Genomic DNA, 25,939 nt, shown 5'->3' on the forward strand with positions numbered 1-25,939 from the left:
CGCGGCGGTACCCGGCCGTGCGGTCGGCAAACTCGCAGCGTGGGCCGGGATTAACCAGGCCGTTTTCGGCTATGTGCCGGAGTGTTCACCGCAGGCATCGGAAAGGAGCACAGTCATGGGGTTCGACGAACGCAAACAGGAACCGCCCGGAGTGCAGGAGCAGATGCGCCAGGTCCCCGACTGCGGTGAGGACAGCTATCGCGGTTCGGGGAAATTGACCGGCAAGATCGCGGTGATCACCGGCGGCGACAGCGGGATCGGCCGGGCCGTCGCGATCGCCTATGCCCGCGAGGGCGCCGATATCGTGCTGTCGTATCTGAACGAGCACGCCGACGCCGAGGCCGTTCGCAAGCTGGTGGAGGACGCGGGGCGGCGCATCGTGCTGGCGCCGGGGGACCTGTCCGATGCCGCGGTGTGCAGGGCGCTGATCGATACGGCGGTACGGGAATTCGGGCGGGTCGACATCCTGGTCAGCAATGCGGCCTATCAGATGACCCACGAGGACCTCGACGAGATCTCCGACGAGGAATTCGACTACACCTTCAAAGTCAATGTGTCGGCGTACTTCACGCTGGTGAAGGCGGCGCTGCCGCATATGGGGGCGGGCGGGTCGATCATCGCCAGTTCGTCGGTCAATTCGGATATGCCCTCGCCGACGCTGGCGCCCTATGCCGCCACCAAGGCCGCCATCGCGAATCTCTCGGCCAGTTTGGCGCAGTTGCTGGGGCCGCGGGGCATTCGCGTGAACAGTGTTGCGCCGGGGCCGATCTGGACGCCGCTGATCCCATCGACCATGCCGGAGAAGAAGGTCGAATCCTTCGGTGACGACACCCCGCTGGGGCGGGCCGGGCAGCCGGCCGAACTCGCGCCCGCGTATGTGCTTTTGGCAAGTGACGAAGGCAGTTACATGTCCGGCGCGCGGGTGGCGGTTACCGGCGGGCGGCCTATTCTCTGAGCCGGTTTCCGCCGGTCAACGCCGGGTATGTCATGGGCAGCGCGGAGGTGGGCCCATGGCACGACGGATATCAGGTCCGACAGATATGCCCGGGCGGCGTTGGGGCGAGGCGGCGAAGCGCGTGCTGTGGGGAGTGTGGACCGATCGGCTCACCGATTGGGCCGCGGCACTGACCTACTACAGCATGCTGTCATTGTTTCCGGCGATTCTGGTTCTGATCGCCGTACTCGGTTTGCTGGGGCCCGACGCGACCGGTTCGTTGATCTCGACGGTCCGGGAGATCGGGCCCGGCAACGGGACCGCGCTCATCGTCGACGGCATCCAACGATTGCAGGACGCCCGATCCTATTCCGGGCCTTTGGCATTCGTGGGTCTGGGCACGGCGGTCTGGACCTCTTCGGGATATATCGGCGCGTTCATCCGGGCCGCGAACTCGCTGTACGAGGTGGATGAGGGACGCTCGATCTGGAAGACGCTGCCGCTGCGGATCGGGCTGACCTTCGCCACCGTGTCGATCGTGGCGGTGTCGGCGGTGGGGGTGTTGTTCACCGGGCGGCTCGCGCAGCGGGCGGGGGAGTGGCTCGGGGTGGGCGATTCCGCGGTGGGGTTGTGGGGCGTGCTCAAATGGCCGGTGCTGGCGCTGCTGGTGAGTTTGGTTTGCGCGCTGCTGTATTGGGCGGCTCCGAATGTTCAGCAGCCCGGATTTCGTTGGCTCACACCGGGAAGCGCGCTCGCCGTAGTGGTCTGGATCGCGGCTTCGGCCGGATTCACCGTCTATGTCACGCATTTCGGTTCCTTCAATCAGGTGTACGGGTCGCTGGGCGGTGCGGTGGTGTTCCTGATCTGGTTGTGGCTGACCAATCTGGCCGTGCTGCTGGGCGCGGCGTTCGATGCCGAACTGGCGCGCGGGCGGGGGATCGAGCAGGGGCGGCCCGCCGAGCAGAAGCCGATTCTGCCGCCCCGGGACGAGCCCGAGGACACGGACTAGGCCGATGCCGCCGCCGGGCGATGCCGGGCGGCGGCTGTTAGCGTCTGCGCTGATCGGAGTCGGATGCCGGGTGCGGAGTGAGGGAGTGCGAGTGTGAGTGCCGATGGCGGCAAGCCGGCGGGCGGTGATGCCGCGCCGGTGAGCCTGGGGACGATCGCGCGCGAGTGGGGGCGGATCGGGTGTATCGGATTCGGCGGACCGCCAACCCATATCGCGCTGCTGCGGCGGTTGTGCGTGGAGCGGCGAGGGTGGATCGAGGCTACCGAGTTCGAGGACGCGATCGCGACGACGAATCTGCTGCCGGGGCCGGCGTCCACGCAGTTGGCCATCTACTGCGCGTGGCGGTTACGGGGGACCCCCGGGGCGCTCGTGGGCGGGGTGTGTTTCATCGTGCCGGGGCTGGTGCTGATTCTGGGGCTGGCGGCGTTCTTCCTCTCCGGTGATCTGCCGTCGTGGGCGGCGGGCGCGGCGGCCGGGGCGGGTGCGGCGGTGGCGGCGGTCGCGGTGCAGGCGGGGACGGGCCTGTTGCCCGCCAGTTGGCAGCGGGCGGGGGCGCAGCGGTCGGCGCGGGCGCGCTGGATCGGGTATCTGATCGTGGGGGCGCTCGCCGCCGCGTTGATCGGCCCGTGGCTGGTATTGGTGCTCGTCGCAGCGGGATTGGTGGAGATCGTGGTGCGCGGGGCGGTGCCGCGCCGCTCCGGAGCGGCGGTGGGGCCACTGCCGCTGGCGGTCGGTGTGCCCGCGCTGGGTGGGCTCGCGGCGGTCGCCTGGGTGGCGTTGAAGGTGGGTGCGCTGTCCTACGGCGGCGGGTTCGTGATCATCCCGCTCATGCAATCCGATGCGGTGGACCGGTATCACTGGATGAGCCCGGGGCAATTCCTCAATGCTGTTGCGCTGGGGCAGATCACGCCGGGGCCGGTGGTGCAGACTGTGGCGGTGGTCGGCTATGCGGCGGCCGGGGTGTTCGGCGGATTGCTGGCCGCCGTGGTCGCTTTCACGCCTTCGTTCCTGTTCATCATCTTCGGGGGACGGCATTTCGATCGGCTGCGGGCCGACCGCACCATCCAGGCGTTCCTATCCGGTGCCGGGCCCGCGGTGATCGGGGCGATCATCGGTTCCGCGTTTCCGCTCGCGATGGCGTTGCGACACGGCTGGCAGTACGCGATCCTGGCCGCCGCCGCAGTGTGGTTGCTGATCGCGCGCCGCGGGGTGGTCAGCGCTCTGCTCGGGGCGGGCGCGCTCGGTGTGGCGGCTGCGCTGGCCGGGCTTCCCATCGGCTGACCAGCTCATATCAATCACTGTTGATTCCGGGCATCCTTGCCCGGTAGCTTCATATCAACGATCGTAAGGATGTTGATATGACCTCGGACGCCGTCGACTCGTGCGACCTGCTCTGCCTGGATCTCCCGCACGCCGAACGCATCCGCGCGAGCCTGCCCGCCGCCGCGCAGGTGGAACCGGCCGCCCAGGCCGCGCGGGCACTCGGCGATCCCACCCGGCTGACCATCGCGACGGCCCTGAACTCCGGTGACGCGCTCTGTGTTTGCGATCTGGCGTGGGTGGTCGGGCAAGCCCAGAACCTGGTCTCACATCATCTACGGCAACTCAAGATCGCCGGGCTGGTCGCGGCCCGCCGCCAGGGCCGCCTGGTCATGTACCGCCTGACCCCGCGCGGCCACGCCCTCGTCGAGGCTGTCACCGCACTGTCCGCAACCGCCTAGGCAGACCATGTCCGACGCCTGCTGTGGCAGCGAAAAGCGTTCGGCCGCAAATCAGATCGAGTCAGAGAACTGCTGTGGGACGGAGAAGCCTGCCGTGGCGCTGCCGACCATCGGTGATGCCTGCTGTTCGGGAGCGGCCCCGCACGCGGAGCAAAGGTCACTGCCGGCTATACCTGTCGATAGCTGCTGTTCGTTCGAAACAAGCCCGGCGACCGGCGAATCGGAGGCAGCGCCGCTGCGGGTATGGCAGGTGCGGCAGCTGCGTTATGCGGTCGTCGCTGCTGTATTGCTTTGCGGTGGTTGGCCGGTGGGGTGTTTCGGGTTCGCGCGCGGTGCTGACCTGTTCGCACTCGGCGCGGCGGCGGTCGGGGCAATGTCGTTCGCGCCCGGAGCGATCCGGGGTCTGCGGCATCGGCGGATCGGGGTCGGCACGCTGATGACGATCGCGGCCGTCGGCGCGGTCGCGCTCGGGCAGTTCACCGAGGCGGCGATGCTCGGGGTGCTGTTCTCGGTCGCCGAGGGGCTCGAGCATTACGCCATTGTGCGTACGCGGCGTGGGCTGCGGGCGCTGCTCTCGCTGGTGCCCCCGGTCGTCACTGTTCTTCGGAACGGGCGCGAAACAAAGGTCGCGCCGAGTGAATTGGTGATCGATGACGTGATCGTGCTGCGTCCGGGGGAACGTGCGGCCACCGACGGCGTCATCACGGCGGGGCGTACCAGCTTGGATCTGTCGGCCATCACGGGGGAGTCGATGCCGGTGGAAGCCGGCGTGGGGGAGGTCGTCAGCGCGGGAGTCATCAACGGCGGCGGCGCGATCGAGGTGCGGGTGACCGCCGCGGCCTCCGACAGTTCGCTGGCGCGGATCGTGCATCTGGTGGAGGAGGCGCAGGAGCGCAAGGGATCCGGGCAGCGGATGGCCGATCGGGTCGCGCGGCCGCTGGTGCCGGCCATTCTGGTGCTCGCGGCAGCCGTCGCGGGAATCGGTGCGCTGCTGGGGGATCCGCTGCTGTGGCTGGAGCGGGCGCTGGTGGTGCTGGTCGCCGCTTCGCCGTGCGCACTGGCCATTTCGATCCCGCTGACCGTGGTCGCGGCCGTGGGGGCGGCCAGTCGGCAAGGAGCGCTCGTCAAAGGCGGTGCGGCGGTGGAGGAGCTGGGGCGGATCCGGGTGGTCGCGCTGGACAAGACCGGGACTCTCACGCGGAACGCGCCCGAGGTGATCGCGGTCGTCGCCGACGACGAGCGGTCCGCGCTGGCGGTCGCCGCCGCTTTGGAGGCGCGCAGCGAACACCCGCTGGCGCGGGCTGTGCTCGCCGCTGCGGGGCCGGAAGTGGCTGCCGCGCAGAATGTCACCGCCGTCGCCGGGAACGGTTTGACGGGGACCCTGGAGGGTCGGTGGTTGCGGTTGGGTAAGCCGGGCTGGATCGAACCCGGTCGCTTCGCCGCCGACGTCGAGCACTGGCAGGGGGAGGGGGCGACCGTCGTGCTGCTGGAGTGCGACGGCGCGGTCACCGCCGCTATCGCCGTGCGGGACGAATTGCGGCCGGAGGCAGCCGAATCCGTGCGGCTGCTGCGTGCGCTGGGTATCGAGGTCGCCATGCTCACCGGCGACAATCGCCGCACCGCAGTGGCTTTGGGTGCGGCGGCCGGTATCTCGGCCGTGTATGCCGATCTGCTGCCCGCGGACAAGGCCCGTCTCGTCACCGAACTCGGGGGCGGCCACCGCATCGCCATGGTCGGTGACGGTGTGAACGATGCGCCCGCTCTGGCCACCGCAGATATCGGAATCGCCATGGGCGCCATGGGAACCGACGTCGCCATCGAGACCGCCGATGTCGCGCTGATGGGTGAGGATCTGCGGCAGCTGCCGCAACTGCTGGAGCGATCGCGGCGGACCCGCCGCATCATGGTGCAGAACATCGCGCTGTCGCTGGCGATCATCGCCGGGCTCATCCCGCTCGCCGCGGCAGGTGTGCTCGGCCTTGCCCCGGTGGTCTTTCTGCACGAGTTCGCCGAGATTCTGGTGATAGTCAATGCGATTCGCGCGGCCCGTTCTCCTGCCAACCTCCCGCAAGCACTCGCCGCGCCCCGGATGATGCCCTCCGACATTGCGTTACGGCAAACGGATCCGAGCCATATGTAACTGTTTCGACAGAAGTCAAGAACACCAGCTATCGCTGGGTACATAGTGCGCAAGCCGGGCCGGACCCGGAGGCAAGTTATATAGAAAGTTACGACCATGCGTAGAGCAACGGCGCTCTTCGCCGCATTATTGTTGGCCCTCCTCCTCTCCATCACTTCCGCAACCGGTTCGCAGGCGCACGCCGATGACTGTACGGGTGTGTGGGCCATCGGAATCGGCGGTTTCGGGGACAACACCTCGTCGGTGTTCACCCCGTTCGTCAATCAGCCCGTCGGATACAACTCCGCCGACCCGATGTCGGGGTTGAACGAAATCGACCGGCTGTTCTGGCAGCATCGCGGGCAGTGCCCGGGTGACCACATCAAGCTGATCGGCCACAGTGAGGGTGCGGGGCTGCTGCACGCCTGGGTGACCAATCATCAGGATGTCGGCGATGCCAATGCCATTCTGCTGGCGGATCCCAAGCGTGCCGCGGGACCCGGCTGGGCGGGTTTGTCCTCGACTCCCGGTAATGGCCTGATCGGCTATCCGCTTGCCGGAGTTGACGATTGGTTCGGCGGTTTCCCCACCCTGACCGTCTGCAACAGTGACGACCAGGTGTGCGATACCTCCGCTGGCTGGTGGGGTTACCTCTTCGGCGGTGCGCACAGCCGCTACGATTTCAACGTCTGGGATTACGGCGATTGGGATTCCGGCGTCTGGTACCGGTAGTAAACGTGTCATGGGGATCAGTAGCCGTACGGCTCCGGTCCCCATTGACCGAATCCATGCCCCATCGAACTACACACGGCCGCACCCTTGAAGGTGATTTGGCAAGTGGCCCCGGCGTGTGTCACGAAATACTGCGGATCGTAATAATTCACGCCCGAAATCCGCTCCAGCGCCGGGTTCCCACCCGGCAGCGTATGACTCCCATTCGAGTTCCACTGCGGATGCGCCGGCAGCGCCGTCGAATCGATAACTATCGCAGGCACATTCGGCACCGGCACCTGCATTCCCACATACAGCACCTGCATCACCGAAGCCGGCACCGCGAGATCGCACCCGACCGCCCCGTCCGCCCCGATAGAACAGTTCCACCCACCCATAGCGAAATAAGCAGTCCCGTCCACGACAACCGCCCCACCCCCCACATCCGCCTGCGCGCCCCCCGCCGCCCCGAACAGACACGCAACCATCCCGAATACCGTCCCGCAAACCCCCGCCGCAGTAACTCTCGCAACCCTGAACACGGCATCTCCCTCGATGCGCCAATGACTGTCAGACCGAATCGGTCATAGAGAAAAACTATCACTTTACGGCGCAAAGGCAAGAATTCTGTACACCCCCCTTACGCAACAAACCGCCTGGTCCTAGGGCTATTTCAGACCCCTCGGAAACCCCCTTTATGCCAAGCAACGGTTGATCAGCGCGCCATCGAACACGCCACCCCCGAACGTCGCACACCGAGGATCCCCGAACCCGTTGCGCGTCAACGCATTAAGCTGACCGCGAGAGTTCGATGACCGGCGGAGGGGAAAATCCATGGCTTTCGATCCGGCTCGGGTGAGCGCCTATGACAGCATCGCCGAGGGCTATGCGGCCGAGAACGAGTCCGGTCTGCTGCACGCGTACTACAACCGGCCCGCGATCCTGGAACTCGCCGGGGATGTGACCGGGCGGCGGATCCTCGACGTCGGCTGCGGCCCCGGCGCACTGTTCGCCGCCCTGCGTGATGCCGGCGCCGTGATGACCGGAATCGACTCGAGCGCGGGGATGCTGGAGCAGGCCCGCCGACGCCTCGGCGACGACGCGGACCTGCGCCTCGCCGACCTGGCCGACCCCCTCGACTTTCCGGACGCCGCATTCGATGACATCGTCGCCTCCCTGGTGCTGCACTACCTACAAGACTGGGGCCCCGCGTTAGCCGAGTTGCGGCGCCTGCTGGTCACCGGAGGACGGCTCGTCGTTTCGGTCGAACACCCCTTCGCGAATTTCCTCGGCCGGCACTTGTCCGGAGACCCAGTCAACTATTTCCAGATCCGAAACCGAACCGACGAATGGACCATGTCCGGCCAGACCGCCAAGATGAGCTTCTGGGACCGGCCCTTGCACGCCATGACCGACGCCTTCACCGCGGCAGGCTTCCGAATCAGCGTCATCAGCGAACCGCCTGCGCTACCCGCAGCCCGCGAACTGATCCCCGAGGTGCTCGGCGAGAGCCCCGACAACAGATTCCTCTGCTTCCTGTTCTTCGTCCTGCACGCGGACTGACCGGCGTCGCACGACGGACGGCTTCTCACGGGGTGGTCGACAGGGCGATCAGTCGGTGCGGTGTGCGGTGCTGACCGGCATACGTCGGGAGGGAAAACTGTGGTCTACCAAGCTTGGAGATTCATGACCTGCACCGACTCGTAGCCGACGATTGTCGGGAGGACCTTCCGCTCCAGGGGCAAGCGCTCTGGGCAGGCTCGGTGTCGGTCACTGGTGTTCGTGCCAGTCGGCGTCTTGGATCTCGTCGATCTGGGTCTGAACTACTTCGGCGCGTTCTTCCAGTTCGACGCGGTCGGGCTCGGTCAGGCTCTCGGCGCCTAGCTTCTCGAAAACGCATGAGAGGGTTGACCGTAGGTCCTCGAGCTTGATGTTCGGCTCCACGGGCCTCACTTTACGTCCGGACTCGGCGAGCTTGCAGGAGCAGGGCGGAGCTGTTCGGGGGGCGGTGGGAGGGATGGCGACACACCAGCGGTGGTGCGGCTGCGGGGTGGGGGTCGGGTCATCGCGCATGCTGGGGGGCGGACTGTCCGGCGATCAGGGAAGAGGTCACCGTGCGTGTTGCCATGACGCAGGAGTTGACGGGTATCGATGGTGTCGCTGTCACCGATTGGCCGGGTCCGCCTGAGCCGTCGGCCGGACAGGTGCTGGTGCGGGTTCAGTGTGCGGGCGTCGGTCCGTGGGATGTGGGGATGGTGGGTGGCGGTTTTCCCGGGCTGACGGCGCCGTTCGTTCCTGGGCAAGAGCTGGCGGGTGTGGTCGAGGCGGTTGGGCTGGACGCCGATGTGCAACCGGGGCAACGGGTTTACGCGACCACGTTCCCAGGTGGGGGTGGGTTCGCCGAGTTCGCGCTCGTGGATTCCGATCGGGTGGCCGCGATGCCTGCCGAGATGGATTTCGCCGCAGCGGCGGCGTTGGTGATCGGGGCGGGGACCGCGTATGAGGGGCTTATCGATCGAGGCAAGCTGGAGGCCGGTGACACCGTTCTGATCACCGCGGCTTCGGGTGGGGTCGGGAGTTGCGCGGTGCAGATCGCGGCCGCGGTGGGCGCTCGGGTGTTGGGGGTGGCCAGCCCTGCCAACCACGATTATTTGCGAAACCTGGGTGCGGCGAACGTGTTCGACTATCACGATCCCGAGTGGGCCGGGCAGGTGCTTGCCGCGGTGCCGGGTGGGGTGGACACGCTGTTCGACGGGGCCGGTGGGCAAACCCGCGACCGGGCGCTCACCGCGGTCCGAGACGGCGGCCGGGCTGTTTCGATCATCGCCCAGGAGCCGCTCGGCGAGTTGGAGCGCGGGATCAGCGGGCAGACGTTCGCCGCACATGTCGACCGGCAGCGGCTCGACGCGCTCACCCAGCTGGTCGAGGCGGGCAAGCTGCGCCCGACCATCGAGGAAGTCTTCCCGCTGGATGGGGCCCGCGATGCGCTCGCGCGGGTCGCGGACGGCCATACGCGCGGCAAGATCGTGGTGCGGATCGGGTGACCGATGAATCGGGTGCGGTGCGGCGGTAGGTACTCGTGAGCCGCGTTGGGCGGCCGCGATCAGAGGAGAAATCATGTCCGATACCGCCGTACGCACCGACCGGGAAGCCGTGCTCACCGTGTTGAGCGACCTCTACCGCGCGTGGACCGCCAATGATGCCGACGCGTTCGTCGCCGATTACGACCCGGAAGCGACCTCTATCCTGCGCGGGGTGGTCAATAACGGTGCCGATGCCACCCGGGCCCATATGGCCGCCGGTTTCGCGGGCCCGCTACGGGGCTCGACGACTATCGACGAACCGCAGTCGGTGCGATTCCCGGCCCCCGGCACCGCCGTCGTGGTCAGCCGCAGCGCCGTGGTGATGGCGGGGGAGACCGAACCGCCCGCCGACCGCTGGGTGCTGGCGACCTGGACGTTGGTCCGCCGGGAAGGCCGCTGGCTCATCACCGCTTACCACAACTGCCCGGCCCAATAGGGTGGACTTCGACCTTCCGGGCGGTGTGTCCGCCCGGAAGGCGGGTGGTCAGTGCAGGTGCAGCCACTGCCCGATCGAGGGCACACCGTCGTTGCCGACCACGAACACCAGATACCAGCCGGGCGGGGCGAGCGCCGGATTGTCGGGCATGGTAAGAGTCAGCGAATCCGGTGTGCCACTGGTGTATTCGAGGTCGATGAGGCGTTGTTCGTTGTCGCAGGAGTGGGTGCACGCGCCGGGGTGGAACAGGGAGGCTTCGCGGATCGGCCCGTCGGTGACCGCGGTGAGGACACCGCCATAATCCGCGGCCGCTGAACTCAGCGTGAGGGCGGGCCGGGAGCCTTGGAAGAGGTAAGGGGGCCAATAGATTTCGATGCGCAGCTCTTCGGTCTTGCGTGCCGGATTGGAGCCCGCGGTGATCACCTTGCCGTCGGGAGTGAGCAGCGCGATCGAATGGTAGAGGCGGGGGACTCGGCACGGGGCGGTGTGCATCCAGGATTCGGTGACCGGGTCGAAGATCTCGGCGTGCGCGGGTGCGGCGTGCGCCATCTCCTCCATGCCGGAGCCGCCGGTGGCCAGCACGGTGCGGTCGGGGAGCAGCACGGCGCTCAGGTGCATGCGAGCGTGATCCATCGGTTGCACGCCCTGGTACGCCGGTTGCGCGGCGGTGGTGTCGACGATCCTGGCGTCGGCGAGAGCCGGTGCGGGACTGTGCATGTCGAAGCCCCCGCCGCCGAGCAATAGCACGCGCTGGTGCTGGGCGGGCGGAAGCAGGACGCTGGCGGATTGATTGCGCGAACCCGGATCGGTGAGGCCGGTGACCTCGGTGGTGGCGCCGGTGAGCGGATCCCAGATCGATGGGCGCATACCGTTGTTGCCGCCGTACTGGCCGCCGGTGTAGAACAGGCGGCCGTCGGCGAGCAACAGCAGATGGCCGTACATGGGAATCGGACCGGGAACCGGTAGCGCGGACCAGGTTTCGGTCTCGGGGTCGAACAGCTCCGGAACGACGGAGAGGAAATTGTCGGCGCCCAGCCCGGACACGGCCACCACCTTGCCGCTGGGCAGGGTGGCCAGGGAGGGATACCAGCGCCCGAATTCCATGTCCGGCACCCGATTCCAGGTCAGATCGGCCGGATCGAAGATCAATGCGTCACGCAGCCCGTAGAACGGGTCGTAGCGTTCGGTGCCGCCCGCGGCGAGCAATCGGCCATCGGGCAGGAAGGCTTGACCGACGCAGAACAGGTCGATCGGAGTGTCCGGCGCGGCCAGTCCCGGGTTCGGGTAATGCCATACGCGCGTGCGGAATTCGTGTGCGTCATGCCGGTCGGGGTCGTTGCCGGACCCGGCGAAGAACAGCACGTCACCGGTGTGCAGCAGCGCGGCGTGCACCGGGTTGATCTCGGTGCCGAAATCCAGGATCCGCCACAGCCCCAGGTGCGCCGCGTGCATGAGATCGGTCTCGAGTTCCAGGACCTTCAGATAGCCGGCATTGCGACCCGGCGGAGCGTCGACGGCGCACACCACCAACTCCGGTTCCCTGCCCGGCTCTTCGAGGAAAGCGACTGCCGCGCCTTGGTTTTCGACGAAATCCCAGGGCGTTGCCGTCCACCCGCTCCACCCGTCGAGCGCATGCCCGGAGCCGTCCAGGCCCCAGCCGATGGTGTAGACCCCGGAGTTGGCGCCGCCGGGATTGTCGATCGCGCACACCAGCAGTTCGGGCCGCCCGTCGCCGTCCAGGTCGGCGGCGGTGATGCCCGCGCCTTGGTTCTCCCACCCGTACCAGTCGGGCACGGCCACCCACTCCGTCCACTCGGCGACGGTGCCGTCCGCGCCGAATCCCTTTGCGAGCCGGAATTGTCCGGAGTTCGGCCCGGGTGGATTGTCGACCGTCAGCACCACCAGCGCGTGCTGTCCGTCGATGCGAGTCAGGCAGATATCCGCGCCTTGATTCTCCCACCCGAACCAGTCGGGCACAGCCAGCCACGGCGTCCAGCCACCGGTCACCGTCCCGTCCGCGGCGAGATCTCGCCCGACCCGGTAGTAGCCCTGGTTCTGGCCCGGCGGATTGTCCACCACGAACATCACCAGATCGAGTTGCCCGTTCCCGTTCAGGTCCGCGAGCGCGAGCCCGGCTCCTTGGTTCTCCCACCCGAACCAGTCCGGCACGGCCTGCCACGGCCCCCAATCGCGGACCGACCCATCGGTCGCGAACCCCGAGCCCATCCGATACCACCCGGCGTTCTGTCCCTCCGGGTCATCGACCATGAGCACCACCACTTCCGGCGCCCCGTCACCGTCGATATCCCCGATCGCCAGCCCGCAATCCTGGTTCTCCCACGCGAACCAGTCCGGTACCGCTACGAATTCACCAGCCACATCTAGATCGTCGTCCCTCGCAGCCAATCCGGCCACGGAATGCTCCAATCCCCGTTCTGCCAGATGTCGAGGGGTTCGCCGCCGGTATTGCGGACCTCGATGACATCGCCGGGGATCACGAAGTCGAAGAACCAGGCGGCGTCGGCGGGCGACAGGTTCAGGCAGCCGTGCGAGACGTTCGTATTACCTTGCGCCCAAACGCTTTCCGCCAGTGCGTGCACGAAGATCCCGTCATGGCTGATCCGCACCGCGTGCGCGATGCTGGTTTTGTAGCCGAGCCGCGAATTCACCGGCAGCCCATAGCTGGAGGAGTCCATGATCACCGGATTCTGCCGGTCCAGCACCGTGTAGGTGCCCGGCCGCGTCCAGAACGACAGCAGCCGCCCGCCCACCACCGCCGAACCGCCCATGCCCATCGAGGTCGGCATGGTGCGCACCAGGTTCCCGTTCTCGAAGACCTCGATCATCTTGGTGTTGTCGTCGGCGATCGCCACGTGCGCGGGACCGATCACCACCGAGACCCGCTGATCCCGCAGCCCGTACGCGCCGTCACCCAGTGCGGCGCCGAACAATTCGGCCGCCACCGTGATGCGGGTGCCCGGGGCGTAATACCGTTCCGGCCGCCAGTGCGCGTTCTTGTCGTCGAGCCAGAACCAGGCGCCGGGCACCGCGGGTTCGGTGCTGACCTTTAGATGCTGTTGCGCGGCGGCCCGGTCGACGGGTTCGTCGAAGTGCGCCACGAGTACGAAACCCACACCGTACGTATCGTTTTCGGTGAGTTCGACCATGGTGGCCGAGCGCAGCGAGACGTCGACGAGCCGGTCGGGCGTCACCGTCGTACAGTTCGTGGTCGCCGTGATGTCCCCGGTCGCACCGTGCGCCACCGCCTTGGCGGTGTAGGTGTGGCCGTAGCCGAGCGGTTCGCTGCTGGTCCAGCCGCGCTGATCGGGTGTCAGCGTCCCCGGCAGCGGGCGGCCGGTCTCGTCGATCCACTCCACACTGCGCAGCGTCCCGTCGGTGACCGTGACCCGGCCCGGCTGCCGGGCACTCACCTCGCGCGCGTCGAGCCCGGGATCGAAACGGAGTGCGGCCGGTCCGGGTGGCGGCGGCGCCGATTCCTCGTGCCGCGCACAGCCCGCGAGGGTGAGCCCACCCGCGCCCGCCAAGCCGAACAGCAGCTCTCGACGTCGCAAAGCCACCGCATCTCTCCTTTCGCCCGGCCGACGGCCACGGTCAGCATGCGTTCACACCGTGCATCCGACACGCCGACGAGCCACATCTCCACCGATCCGTCGCGTAACCGACACCGGATAGATTCGTTTCCCGGCGCACCCCGGATCGCATCCCGGCCCGGAGCGGTGCTTGCCGAGGGTGTCACCGCGGTTGCCGCGCTGCGCACCCCAACATTCTGGGGCAGGTCACGCGGGGTATCCGTCGGTACGGTGAGGGCAGCTCGGATATTGCCGCCGGAGGGGAGATTCGGCCGCGGGGGTTCGTTTTGTGCTGCGCAGGAAAGGCTTTCATCGACCATGCCGGAGAGAATTCCGCTGACCGCGGCCCAGATCGCGATCTGGCAGTACTGCCAGCTCAATCCCGCTGTGCCGATGAACATTACGTCGTACGTGGACCTCGAAGGCGATCTCGACCTCGCGGTATTGCGCCAGGCCAGCCTGGACACCGGGCGTGAGCTCAGTTCCGGATTCGTGCGGTTGGAGCAAGACGCCGACCGGCTGTGGCAGGTGGTGGAGCCGAGCCGGGAAGCGCTCGAATACCTCGATCTGCGGGCGGAAGCAGATCCGGAGCAGGCGGCGCGCGCATGGATGCGGGACGAAACCGCGCGCCGGCTGGATATTTTCACCGACCGGCTGGTGAGCATGGCGGTGCTGCGGATCGGGGAGCGGCGGTGGTTCTGGTTCCTGCGCGCGCATCACATCGTGATGGATGGATACGCGGCGATGAACCTGCTGACGCGGGCCGCCGCGCATTACTCGGCGTCGACGGCCGGGCGGCCGGTGCCCGAATCCGCCGCGGACCTGCGCGGATTGGTGGAGTACGACCTGGCCTATCCGGGCAGCAGCCGGTTCCGCACCGATCGTGCGTACTGGCTGGCGCAGCTCGACGGGTACGGCGAACCGGTGAGCCTGGGCCGGCGGAGTGCGCCTCCGGCCGCGGTGAGCACGGTGATCGGTGTCGAATTATCGGCGCGGGATTCGGGATTGGCGGCGGCGGCCGAACGGCTGGCGACATCGGACTCGGTGCTGTGCATCGCGGCGTTCGCGGTGTATCTGGCGCAGTTGACCGGGACCACCGAGGTCACCCTGAGCCTGCCGGTGGCGGCGCGGACGACGGCGGTGCTGCGCCGATCGGCGGGCATGGTGTCGAATGTGGTGCCGTTGCGGCTGCGCATCGGGTATGACGCGACCGTCGCGGAGGTGCTGCGTGAGGTGCGGGTGGCGGTGAGCGGGGCGCTGCGGCATCAGCGGTACCGGTCCGAGGACATTCGGCGCGATACCACCGGGCCCGGCAATTTCGGGCCACTGATCAATGTGTCGCCGCTGGACGGGGAGATTCGGCTGGGCGAGGCGACCGGGCAGGTGCAGGTGCTGTCCACGGGTCCGGTGGACGATCTGGTGGCGAGCTTCTACCGGGTGGCGGGGGAGCGGTATCGGATCGTGTTCGAAACCAATCCGGAGGTCTACACCGAGAGCGCGGCGCGGCGGCAGCACGGGCGGTTCCTGGAGTTCTTCGGGCGCATGCTGGCGGCGGCCGGTGACGAGCCGGTGTGGGAGGTGCCGCTGACGGATGCGCGGGAACGTGAGCGCATGCTCATCGACTGGAACGCAACCGATTTCGTGCTGCCCGAGGTGCTGCTGCCCGCATTGCTGGACGAGCAGGCCGGGCGAACCCCGGATGCGATCGCGGTGCGGGCCGGTGAGTCGGCGCTGACCTATGGCGAGCTGGCGCAGCGGGCGAATCGGCTGGCGCGGTATCTGATCGCGGCCGGGGTCGGACCGGAATCGCCTGTCGCGCTGGGGATGCGGCGCACGCTCGACGCGGTGATCGCCATGCACGCCGTCATACGGGCCGGTGGGGCGTGGGTGCCGATCGATCCGGACCATCCGGCCGAACGCATCGCGTACGTGGTGCGCAGCGCGAAACCTGCACTTGCACTGGCTTCTTCGGCAGATCGACTGGAGCTTCCGGATACCGTGAGCCGAGTCGACATCGACACGCTCACCCTGGATGGGTACTCCGGCGCAACACTTTCCGATGCCGAGCGGCTTACGCCATTGCGTGGCAGCAATATCGCCTATGTGCTGTTCACCTCGGGTTCGACCGGCACCCCCAAGGGCGTCGCGGTCACGCACGCGGGGCTGGCAAATCAACTGCGCTGGATGGTGAACGCGTTCGCCATCGACGCGAGCGATGTCATCCTGCACAAGACGCCCATGACCTTCGACGTGTCGTTCTGGGCGGGGTTCCTGCCATTGCTGGTGGGGGCCGAGCAGATTCTGGCCACCGACACCGAATATCAGGACCCGGCGCGGGTGGCGGCTCTCGTATCACGGCACGAGGTCACCATCACCGATTTCGTGCCGTCGGTGCTGGATGTGTTCTGCACGGTGGCCCAGGCCGGACAGTGCCGGACGCTGCGACAGGTGTTCATAGCCGGTGAAGCGCTGCCGGGCCATACGGTCGCGGCCTTCCGGGCGCTGAGTTCGGCCCGGCTGCACAACCTGTACGGGCCGACCGAGGCGACGGTCACCTGCACCCACTGGCCGATCGCCGCGGCGGACACCGCGACCGTACCGATCGGGGTGCCGCACTGGAACAACCGTGTCTACGTGCTGGATTCACGATTGCGGCCGGTGCCCGTCGGGGTCGCGGGTGAGTTGTATCTGGCCGGTGCGCAATTGGCGCGCGGATATCTGGGCCGGGCCGACCTCACCGCGGACCGATTCGTCGCCGGCCCGTTCGGTACCGGTGAACGCATGTACCGCACCGGGGATCTGGTGCGGTGGCGGGAGATCGACGGCGGCGGCGTGCTCGAATATCTGGGCCGCACCGATTTCCAGGTCAAGCTGCACGGCCTGCGCATCGAGCTGGGCGAGATCGAATCCGCACTGCTGGACACGCCCGGTGTGCGGCAGGCGGCCGCGGCGGTGGTGTCCTCGGCGATCGGTGACCGGCTGGTCGCCTACGTGGTGCCCGAAACCGGGCAGCAGGTCGATGACGACCTGCGTGAGGGGTTGGCGAAAACCCTGCCCGCCTACATGGTTCCGTCCTCCGTCATGCGGCTGGACGCACTGCCGTTGACCGCGAGCGGCAAGCTGAACCGGGGCGCGTTGCCGACACCGGTGTTCGACCGACCGGCATTCCGTGCCCCGTCGTCAGCGGCCGAGCGCAGCATTGCCGAGATCTTCGGTGCGGTACTCGGAGTGGAACGCGTCGGCGCGGACGACGACTTCTTCGACCTCGGCGGCGATTCCCTGGCGGCGACCCGGGTGGCGGCCAGAGCGGAAGCGGCACTGGGTGTTCCGGTGCCCGCGCGCCTGCTGTTCGACGCGCACACGGTGGCCGGCCTCGCGACGGCGCTGGCGGTCACCGGCCCACAGGATTCCGTGCGACCGGCCCTCACCGCCGGTCCCCGGCCCGACCGGCTGCCGCTGTCGTACGCGCAGCAGCGGATGTGGCTGATCGACCGGTTCGATCCCGGCTCGGCGGCCTACAACATCCCGATCGTGCTGCGGCTGTCCGGTGCGCTGGATATCGTCGCGCTGCGCCGGGCCGCCGCCGAACTCGTTGCACGGCACGAGGTTCTGCGCACCATGTACCCGCTACCCGAGCCGGACGCGACGGGACCGGTGCAAGTCGTCCTCGACGCGGGAGAGGTGACATGGGATCTGTCGCCGGTGCCCATTCCGGCCGAGCGCGTCGCGGACGAAGTGCGTCGTTTCGCCGCCTCCGGTTTCGATGTCACCGGCGGAGTGCCCCTGCGCACCAAGCTCTTCCAGGTCGGCGATGCCGAGTTCGTGCTCGCTCTGGTAGTCCATCACATCGCCATGGACGGCTGGTCGCTGGGCCCGCTCAGCCGCGATCTGGTCCTCGCCTACACCGCGCACAGCGGCGGGCAATCACCGCAATGGATTCCGCTGCCCCTGCAATACCCCGATTTCGCGCTCTGGCAACGGGACCTGCTCGGATCCGGCAAGGATCCGAACTCACTTGCCGGGCAACAACTGTCGTACTGGCGCGCGGTTTTGTCCGGGCTACCCGACCAGCTCGACCTGCCCGTCGACCGGCCCCGTCCGCCGGCGCAAACCTTCGCGGGCGGACGCATCGACTTCACCGTGCCCGCGGCTGTCCACACGGCACTCGCCCGCCTGGCCCGCACCGCTGACGCCACCCTGTTCATGGTCCTGCACGCCGCCTTCGCCGCCCTGCTGGCCCGCCTGGCCGGTACCGGCGACATCGTGATCGGCACCCCGGTAGCGGGCCGGGGCCGACCCGAACTCGACGACCTCATCGGCATGTTCGTCAACACCCTCGTCCTGCGCACCCGCGTGCGCCCCGAAACCGCCTTCACCCAACTGCTCTCCACCGCCCGCGAAACCGATCTACAAGCGTTCGCCCATTCGGACCTCCCCTTCGAATGGCTGGTCGAGGATCTGGACCCGCCGCGTTCGGCCGCCCTGCACCCGCTGTTCCAGGTCATGCTGACCCTGGACAGCTTCAGCGGCACCACCGTCGAACTGCCCGAGCTGACGATCACCGTCCTGGAACCGGAGGATCAACCGGCGAAATTCGATCTGGCGCTGAGCATTCGGGAACGAACGGCGCCGGATGGGGAACCGGCCGGCTTGGACGGCGCCTTCGTATTCGCCCGCGACCTGTTCGACGACGACACCGTGCGGGGCTTCGCCCAGAGGTTCACGTGCCTGCTCGCCGCGATCGCCGCGCACCCGGATCGGCCGGTGGGCGACCTCGAGTTGCTGACCCGAGCCGAATACGACCGCTTGACGGCGGCGCCGGTTGCGAACAGCAGCCCGCCGGAAGCGTCGCAGCCCGACGCCGGACTGCTGCCGGTCTTGCTGACCCGGGGCGTCGCGCTCGGTCGTGAGCGCATCGCGATCCGCTACCGGGGACACTCGACGACCTACGGTGAGCTGGACGACTATTCGTCGCGGCTGGCACGGGAACTGATCGACCACGGTGTGGGACCGGAGCGTGTCGTCGCCGTCGCGCTACCCCGGTCGCGTGAGATGGTGACCGCCGCCTTCGCCGTCGCCAAGGCCGGTGGCGCGCCGGTGCCGGTCGACCCCGGCTATCCCGCCGATCGGGTGCGGCACATGATGTCCGATTCCGGTGCCGTCGTCGGTGTTGCCACCGCCGCGTACGTCGACGGCCTGCCCGCCACCGTCGAGTGGCTGGTGCTGGATGACGCGGCCACCGCCGACCGCATCGCAGACCGCTCACCCGAGCCGATCACCGACGCTGATCGGCTTGCCCCGCTCCATGATTCACACGCGGCATATGTGATCTACACATCGGGATCCACCGGTAAACCGAAAGGCGTGTGTGTGACGCACGCCGGTCTGCGCGGGGTGGTGGAGTACACGGCCGGACTGCACCGCCTCGCTGCCGGCGATCGATTCCTGCACGTTTGCAGCCCGAGCTTCGATCCGTCGGTGCTGGAGTGGTTGTGCGCGTTCACCGTCGGCGCGACCCTGGTGATCGTGCCGCCGGAGATCATCGGCGGCACCGAATTGACCGAGTTGCTGCGCGCCGAGGCGGTCACCAACGCCATCGTCCCGACCGCCGTATTGAGCACGATGGATCCGGCGGGTCTCGACCGGCTGGCGGTGGTCCAGGTGGGCGGCGATGTCACGACCCCCGAGATGCTCGCGAAATGGCAGCCGGGCCGCCGGTACTTCAATGCCTACGGCCCCACCGAGGCGACCGTGTTCGTGTCGATGGCGGAATTGACGGCGGGACGGCGGATTACGATCGGCACACCGATGCCGGGCATCGCGATGTACGTGCTCGACGCACGGTTGCGGCCGGTACCGCCGGGCGTGGTGGGGGAGCTGTACCTCGCGGGCGCGGGCCTGGCGCGCGGGTACCAGGACCGTGCCGGCCTGACCGCGCAGCGTTTCGTCGCCGGTCCGTGGGGCGAGCCCGGGTCGCGCATGTACCGCACCGGCGACTTGGCGCGCTGGGTCGCGGCGGGTGAGCGCCGGGACGGCGGCACCGGAACACCGGACCTGGCGCTCGAGTTCGTGGGCCGCACCGACTTCCAGGTGAAGATCCGTGGATTCCGCATCGAACTCGGCGAGATCGACGCCGTCTTGGGCGCGCACCCGGAGGTGGACTTCGCGGTCACTATCGGCCGCGAAACCGGTTCGGAGGCGGCACGATTGGTGTCGTACGTGCTCCCGGCAGCGGGTCGCGCGCCGGCGCCCGCCGCGTTGATCACACACGCGGCCCGCACGCTACCCGCGCATATGGTGCCCGCGGCGGTGGTCGTGCTCGATGAGATCCCGCTGACGCCGGTCGGCAAACTGGATCGCGCCGCCCTGCCGGAACCCGCGTTCACCACGGCGGCGTTCCGTGCGCCGTCGACACCATTGGAGTGGACGGTCGCGCAGGCGTTCGCCGAGGTTCTCGCCACCGAGCCCATCGGCGCGGATGACGACTTCTTCGCGCTCGGCGGCAATTCCGTGCTGGCGGCCCGGTTGCTGGCGCGCATCGGCGCGGCCACCGGAACCCGGCTGCCGATACGGCTGCTGTTCGAGGCATCGACGGTGGCGTTGCTCGCCGAACGAGTGGCCCGGCAGCACCGGGGCGACCGCGTCGCCTTGGTCGCCGGTCCACGCCCCGACCCGCTTCCGCTCTCGGCGGCCCAGCAGCGGATGTGGCTGCTGGGCCAGGTCGATCCGGCGGGCGGGCTGTACAACATTCCCGTAGCCGTGCGGCTCACCGGCGAACTCGACACCGCCGCCTTGCGATCGGCGGTCGTCGATGTGATGACCCGGCACGAGGTGCTGCGCACCAGCTATCCGCCCGACCCCGCCGGTCTCGCCCGTCAGGAGATCCTGCCGATCGAGCAGGCGGCCGTCGCGCTGACACCCGAGATCATCGCGGCCGAGGAGCTGCCCGCCCGCCTCACCGAGCTCGCGGTGCGCGGCTTCGATGTCACCTGCGAAATACCTTTGCGTGCGGCGCTTCTGGAGATCAGCTCGGCCGGGCATGCCGCCAGCGAGTACATCCTGATGTTCGTGGCGCACCACATCAGCGCCGACGGCTGGTCCATGGGGCCGCTCACCCGGGATGTCATGCGCGCCTACGCCGCCCGGGCCGCCGGTCGCGCACCCGAATGGGAGCCGCTGGCGGTGCAGTACGCCGACTACACGCGCTGGCATCACGAAACACTGGGCAGCGCAGACGATCCCGGTTCGCAAGCCGCCGTCCAGCTCGGCTACTGGCGCGCGGCGCTGGCGGAGCTGCCGGTGGAATCCACCTTCCCCGGTGATCGCGACCGGCCGCGCGTGCTCTCGACCGCCGGTGGCAGCATTCGCTTCAAGATCGACACCGAGATCGCACGGGGATTGGACGCGGTCGCCGCGGCGCACGGCGTCACCGTGTTCATGGTCGTACACGCCGCCCTGGCGGTGCTGCTCGCCCGGCTCTCGGGAGCTGCGGACATCGCCATCGGCACACCCGTCGCGGGGCGCGGTGAGGCCGAACTCGACGATCTGATCGGCATGTTCGTCAATACCGTGGTGCTGCGCTCCCGCATCGACCCGGCGGAGTCCTTCGCCGCGCTGCTGTCCCGGCAACGCGATACGGACCTGGCGGCCTTCGCGCACGCCGATCTCCCGTTCGACGATGTGGTGGACGGCGTAGCGCCCGAGCGTTCGACCGCCCGCACCCCGCTGTTCCAGGTGGCCTTGGCTTTCCAGAACCTGCCCGAGACCGGTTTCGAACTGCCCGGACTGCGAGCCGACGTCGTGGAGCTGCCCCGGACCTCGGAGAAGTTCGATATGACCGTCACCATCACCGGTACCGGCGATGCGATGGCCGGTGAAATCTCCTATGCCACCGACCTGTTCGACGAGGACACCGCGCGCCGGATCGGTGACCGCCTGCTCCGGGTGCTGGCCGGTGTCGCCGCCGACCCGGAGGTGATGGTCGGCGATATCGACACCTTGCTGGACGGCGAACGGGAAACCCTGCTCGCGGCGGCGCAGCGCCCCGGTATCGAACCAACGGGCAGCACGCTCACCGATCTCGTCGATGCGCGATGCCGAGCGTATCCGGACGCGATCGCCATCCGCGCCGGGAATACCGCCCTCACCTACGGGCAGCTGTCGCGGCGGGCCGATCGCACCGCGCGCCGCCTGGTCGAGCAGGGCATCGGACCGGGCTCGCTGGTCGCGGTCGCACTCGAACGCACGGTGGAGATGCCGGTGGCGCTGCTGGCGGTATTGCGTGCCGGGGCGGCCTATCTCCCGATCGACCCGGCGTACCCGGCGGGCCGCATCGAATTCGTGCTCACCGACGCCGCCCCGGGTTGCGTGCTGACGACGGACCGGCTCCGCACCGCCCTGCCGATCGGGGATATCCCGGTCGTGGTCGTCGAATCCGCGGACAGCGCGGTGGAATTCACGGCTCGAAAGCCGCTGCCGGACGATCCGGCCTACGTCATCTACACCTCGGGCTCCACGGGCCTGCCCAAGGGCGTCGAGGTCAGCCACCGCAATGTGGTGCAGCTGCTGGCGAACACGGTGCCGTTGTTCGAGCTCGGCCCCGCCGACGTGTGGACCGTATTCCACTCCTTCGCCTTCGATTTCGCGGTCTGGGAGCTGTGGGGCGCACTCGCCACCGGCGGCTCGGCGGTGATCGTCGACCAGATGACCTCGCGGTCCCCGGATCGCTTCCGCGACTTGCTGATCCGCGAACACGTCACCGTGCTGAGCCAGACCCCGTCGGCGTTCCATCAGCTCGATGCGGCCGACCGTGACGCCGGAGCGGGTGAGCTGGGACTGCGGTATGTGATCTTCGGCGGGGAAGCCCTGCATGCCCGGCAACTCGCCGACTGGTTCCGCCGGTACCCGCCCGGCAGGCCGCGGCTGATCAATATGTACGGCATCACCGAGACCACCGTGCACGTGACGGTGCAGCCGATCGACGGCGCGGATTCGCCCGCGAGCGTGATCGGGCACGGATTGCCCGGTGTCGGAGTTCTCCTGCTGGACAACCGGCTTCAGCCGGTCCCGGCGAACGTGACCGGAGAGATCCAGGTGGCCGGAGCGCAGCTGGCGCGCGGCTACCGGGGCCGGCCCGGACTGACCGCGACGCGGTTCGTGGCCAACCCGTACGGCCCGCCCGGATCGCGCATGTACCGGTCGGGTGACCTCGGCCGCAACCGGCGAGGCGAGCTCGAATACATGGGGCGCGCCGACCATCAGGTCCAATTGCGGGGATTCCGAATCGAATTGGGTGAGATCGAAGCGGTGCTGGCCGAGGCGACAGGCGTCGCCGAAGCCAGGGTGATCGTGCGTCAGGATCGTCTGCTCGCCTACATTCGAGCCACGGGTGAAACCGGAGACCTGTACGAAGGGCTCGCGCTGCGGCTGCCGCAGCACATGATTCCGGCCGCGATCACGCCGGTCGACAGCTGGCCGCTCACCGTCAACGGCAAGCTCGACATCCAAGCGCTTCCGGCCCCGGACTTCACGGCGCGATCCACCGGCCGTGCACCGCGCACCGACCGCGAGATCGCCTTCGCCGCCGTCTTCGCGGAGGTGCTCGCCCTGCCGGCGATCGGCGCGGACGACGACTTCTTCGGCATGGGCGGCGATTCCCTGGGCGCGGTACGCCTGCGGTCCCGGATTCGTGAAGTGCTGGGCGAGGAAGTCACCGTGCAGGAGGTGTTCGAGGCCCGCACCGTCGCCGCCCTCGCCGCACTGCCGGCGCGCCGAGCCGAGCTGCCCACCCGTGCCGCGACCCGCCTCGCCGACACCGTTCCGCTGTCGTATCCGCAGCGAAGACTGCTGGAGCTCAACGCATCCGAGCGCCAGGCCACCGGTCCCGGCCGCGTATACGTCTTCTCGCTGCGAGTGTCCGGCCCGATACACCCGGAGAACGTCCGGCAGGCCGTCACCGATCTAGCGGGCCGCCACGAAATCCTGCGCACTGTCTTCCCCGGTCGGCAGGTCGTATTGCCCAGCGGGACAATCGATTACGAAGTCGTGCGGACCGGAGACACGCAGGCGGCCGTCATCGCCTGCGCGAACCGGCCCTTCGATGTGCGGACCGAGGTTCCGCTGCGCGTCCGGCTGTACCCGATCGACGCCGACAGCGCCCACCTGCTGATCATGCTGCATCACATGGCCGCCGACGGCTGGTCGGCCGCACCGCTGATCCAGGACCTCGCCACCGCCCTGCCGGCCCGCGCTTCGGGCACCGCGCCGGAGTGGCAGCCGATCCCCATCCAGTACTCCGCGCACGCCACCTGGCAGCAGCGGCTGGTCGACGGCCTCGGTCACACCCCGCCGATCGATCGCCAATTCGCCTACTGGACAGCGCAGCTCGAAAACCTTCCCGAAGCCCCGGCCCTCCTGCACCGCCCGGATTCCGCGCCGCACCCGACGGCGGGCCGGATCCACCTCGGGCTCGGCGAACCCCGCTATCGCAGCTTGGAAGCCACCGCCGCCGCACACGACGCCAGCGTCTACATGCTCGTCCACACCGCATTCGCATTGACGCTCAGCGAATTCGGGCTGGGAAACGATCTCGCCATCTGCGCGCCCACCGCGGGCCGCACCGAGCCGGGCATGGAATCGGCCATCGGGCGCTTCACCAACTTCCTGGTTCTGCGCACCGACCTCACCGGCGACCCGGCTTTCCCCGAGCTGCTGGGCCGAGTTCGCCGAATCACCCTGTCCGCCCTCGACAATCAGGACATCCCCTTCGAATTCCTCACCGATCACCCGGATATCCGCCGGCGCCTGCGTATCCGGCTGGCTTTCCAGAACATCCCCACCGCCGACCTGGACCGCTCCGGCCTGCCCGCGCAGTGGGATCCGCTACCCGTCACCGCCCCGGCCGATTTCGACCTCTCGCTGATCCTGTTCGAGGTCCCCGATGACGCCGGCCGCACCCGATCGCTCTACGGCCAGCTGGAGTACGCCACCGATGTCCTCGATGCCGAGACCGTCACCAGGATGCGGAACCGGTTCGAGGAGATCCTCGCCGCCGTCAGCTGATATCGAGGTCGGCGAAGACCGCGGCATGGTCCGAGGCGGCCTGCTGCGGTCCCTCGATGGTGTCGAAGTGCGGGAACAGGGTGCCGTGCACGCCGCCCCAGACACCCTTGCGGAAGATGCCCCCGCCACGGGCCCGCGCGAACAGGCTGGGCGACAACAGGATGTAGTCGATCTTCTGGTGGGCGGTGCCATTGCCCAGGGTGCCGGGCCGTCCGCCGTCGTCGAAGCCGTGGACCGCACTGATATCGGTGAGGTCGGTGGCGGCCAGCAGCGGCTGCAACGGGTCACTGTCGGGGGTGTCGTTGAAATCGCCCAGCACCACCACGTGCTCGACGCCCTCGTCCCGCAGCCGGTGATAGATCTTCGCCACCTGCTCGGCCTGCTGCTTGCGGCGCTGGTCGCTGGCGGACTGGTGGCCGCCGAACTTGCTCTTGAGATGGTTCACCAGAATCACGAACGACTCACCCGCCAGCCCACTGTCGGCCGGGAACCGGAAACGATATTCGGGGCAGTCGCGGCTGAAGACGCGATCCTCGATCGGCCCGTCGTCCACATGGGAGCGAATGTCCTGCAACGGATACCGGTCGGTGCAGACGATACCGACGTCGATGCCGCGCTTGTCATTGCCGTCGATCAGCATGACGTGCGGATACCGGGGGTCGCCGTTGTCATCGCGGATCAGGGTGAACCCGAACCGTTGCAGCGTATTCCGGTCCTCGGCCTCCACCACGCCCACGATGTCCGCGCCGATCTCGGTGAAGACCCGCGCGGTATTAGCCATGGCGGTCGAATCGGTGCGGTCCTTGATCAGCTCGACCCAGCCCACCCAGTCCTGGCGGCCGTCGGCCACCACGAAGATGTCGTCCGCGCCGCCGTCCCGGGGGCGTTTCAGCAGCTGCCCGCGGATCCGGCGCAGCACCGCGAAGGTGTCCGGGCGCTCCACATCGCCGTCGTCGAGCAGCAGTTTCAATACTTTCAGCAGGCGCAGGATCTCGTCCTTGTCGGCCGCCGAATAGGTTTCGTGCTCGAACAGTTCATTGACCCTGGTGTAGGCGTCCAGCACCGGATCCGCGACCCCGGGCGGCGCGCCCAGCACCCGCGCCCGGGAGAAGAGGTTCTCCACATTGAAGGAGGCGATTCGAATTCGGTCGGTAGCCATGGCAGCGCTCCACCGGTCGCAGGGCTCGAGCATGATCGCTCGACACCCAGTCTGACACCGCCACGCGGGTGCCGAGCGAGTAGCGGGCTACTCGAAAACGCGGCCGGTGGCACGCG

General features: G+C 68.2%; 15 protein-coding genes. 10 read left to right on the forward strand and 5 right to left on the reverse strand.

The features are described from left to right. Positions 1-115: 115 nt before the first annotated feature. The 6 genes from NI1_RS02790 to NI1_RS02815 all read left to right on the forward strand — a co-directional run bounded on the left by NI1_RS02790 (position 116) and on the right by NI1_RS02815 (position 6,515). Entirely contained in the window at positions 116-955 is an 840-nt protein-coding gene (locus NI1_RS02790; RefSeq protein ID WP_067813714.1) for an SDR family oxidoreductase, read from the forward strand. Between the two features lie 85 nt (positions 956-1,040). Next, the gene (locus NI1_RS02795) at positions 1,041-1,943 is read left to right on the forward strand and encodes a YihY/virulence factor BrkB family protein (RefSeq protein WP_245663034.1); all 903 of its coding nucleotides are present in this window, start codon (positions 1,041-1,043) and stop codon (positions 1,941-1,943) included. 93 nt (positions 1,944-2,036) lie between these two features. Continuing rightward, entirely contained in the window at positions 2,037-3,224 is a 1,188-nt protein-coding gene (chrA, locus tag NI1_RS02800; protein ID WP_067813717.1) for a chromate efflux transporter, read from the forward strand. A gap of 77 nt (positions 3,225-3,301) precedes the next feature. Continuing rightward, positions 3,302-3,664 (forward strand): ArsR/SmtB family transcription factor, encoded by a 363-nt coding sequence (locus tag NI1_RS02805; RefSeq protein ID WP_067813718.1) that lies wholly within the window; start codon positions 3,302-3,304, stop codon positions 3,662-3,664. 169 nt (positions 3,665-3,833) lie between these two features. Beyond that, a complete protein-coding gene (locus tag NI1_RS02810; RefSeq protein WP_439957231.1) occupies positions 3,834-5,804 on the forward strand; it encodes a heavy metal translocating P-type ATPase in 1,971 nt (656 codons plus the stop codon). 96 nt (positions 5,805-5,900) lie between these two features. Next, entirely contained in the window at positions 5,901-6,515 is a 615-nt protein-coding gene (locus NI1_RS02815) for an alpha/beta hydrolase family protein (protein ID WP_067813720.1), read from the forward strand. Positions 6,516-6,532: 17 nt separating this feature from the next. Here NI1_RS02815 and NI1_RS02820 read toward each other — a convergent pair whose 3' ends face one another. Beyond that, positions 6,533-6,823, reverse strand: coding sequence for a hypothetical protein (locus NI1_RS02820; protein ID WP_157534920.1), 291 nt, complete (start codon positions 6,821-6,823; stop codon positions 6,533-6,535). Positions 6,824-7,328: 505 nt separating this feature from the next. Here NI1_RS02820 and NI1_RS02825 point away from each other — a divergent pair. Beyond that, the gene (locus NI1_RS02825) at positions 7,329-8,057 is read left to right on the forward strand and encodes a class I SAM-dependent methyltransferase (RefSeq protein WP_067813723.1); all 729 of its coding nucleotides are present in this window, start codon (positions 7,329-7,331) and stop codon (positions 8,055-8,057) included. 207 nt (positions 8,058-8,264) lie between these two features. Here the strand turns inward: NI1_RS02825 and NI1_RS37730 are convergent, their stop codons facing one another. Beyond that, positions 8,265-8,438: a hypothetical protein gene (locus NI1_RS37730; protein ID WP_157534921.1), complete on the reverse strand. Its 174-nt coding sequence runs from the start codon at positions 8,436-8,438 to the stop codon at positions 8,265-8,267. 170 nt (positions 8,439-8,608) lie between these two features. Between NI1_RS37730 and NI1_RS02830 the strand changes: the two genes are divergently transcribed. Both NI1_RS02830 and NI1_RS02835 read left to right on the forward strand, forming a co-directional pair. Beyond that, positions 8,609-9,538 carry an NADP-dependent oxidoreductase gene (locus tag NI1_RS02830; RefSeq protein ID WP_157534922.1) on the forward strand — a complete coding sequence of 310 codons (930 nt, stop codon included), beginning with the start codon at positions 8,609-8,611 and terminating at the stop codon, positions 9,536-9,538. 73 nt (positions 9,539-9,611) lie between these two features. Then, complete coding sequence (locus NI1_RS02835; RefSeq protein WP_067813727.1) at positions 9,612-10,013, forward strand: SgcJ/EcaC family oxidoreductase; 402 nt, start codon at positions 9,612-9,614, stop codon at positions 10,011-10,013. A gap of 48 nt (positions 10,014-10,061) precedes the next feature. Here the strand turns inward: NI1_RS02835 and NI1_RS02840 are convergent, their stop codons facing one another. Then, the gene (locus tag NI1_RS02840) at positions 10,062-12,392 is read right to left on the reverse strand and encodes a galactose oxidase-like domain-containing protein (RefSeq protein ID WP_067813729.1); all 2,331 of its coding nucleotides are present in this window, start codon (positions 12,390-12,392) and stop codon (positions 10,062-10,064) included. Positions 12,393-12,394: 2 nt separating this feature from the next. Continuing rightward, positions 12,395-13,591 carry a L,D-transpeptidase gene (locus NI1_RS02845; protein ID WP_067813730.1) on the reverse strand — a complete coding sequence of 399 codons (1,197 nt, stop codon included), beginning with the start codon at positions 13,589-13,591 and terminating at the stop codon, positions 12,395-12,397. A gap of 330 nt (positions 13,592-13,921) precedes the next feature. Between NI1_RS02845 and NI1_RS02850 the strand changes: the two genes are divergently transcribed. Then, a complete protein-coding gene (locus tag NI1_RS02850) occupies positions 13,922-24,664 on the forward strand; it encodes a non-ribosomal peptide synthetase (RefSeq protein ID WP_067813732.1) in 10,743 nt (3,580 codons plus the stop codon). Here NI1_RS02850 and NI1_RS02855 read toward each other — a convergent pair. After that, positions 24,657-25,823, reverse strand: coding sequence for an endonuclease/exonuclease/phosphatase family protein (locus NI1_RS02855; RefSeq protein WP_218026666.1), 1,167 nt, complete (start codon positions 25,821-25,823; stop codon positions 24,657-24,659). The genes NI1_RS02850 and NI1_RS02855 overlap by 8 nt on opposite strands. Positions 25,824-25,939 lie beyond the last annotated feature (116 nt).

Origin of the sequence: Nocardia inohanensis NBRC 100128 (assembly GCF_001612945.1) — a bacterium.
Lineage (GTDB): Bacteria > Actinomycetota > Actinomycetes > Mycobacteriales > Mycobacteriaceae > Nocardia > Nocardia inohanensis.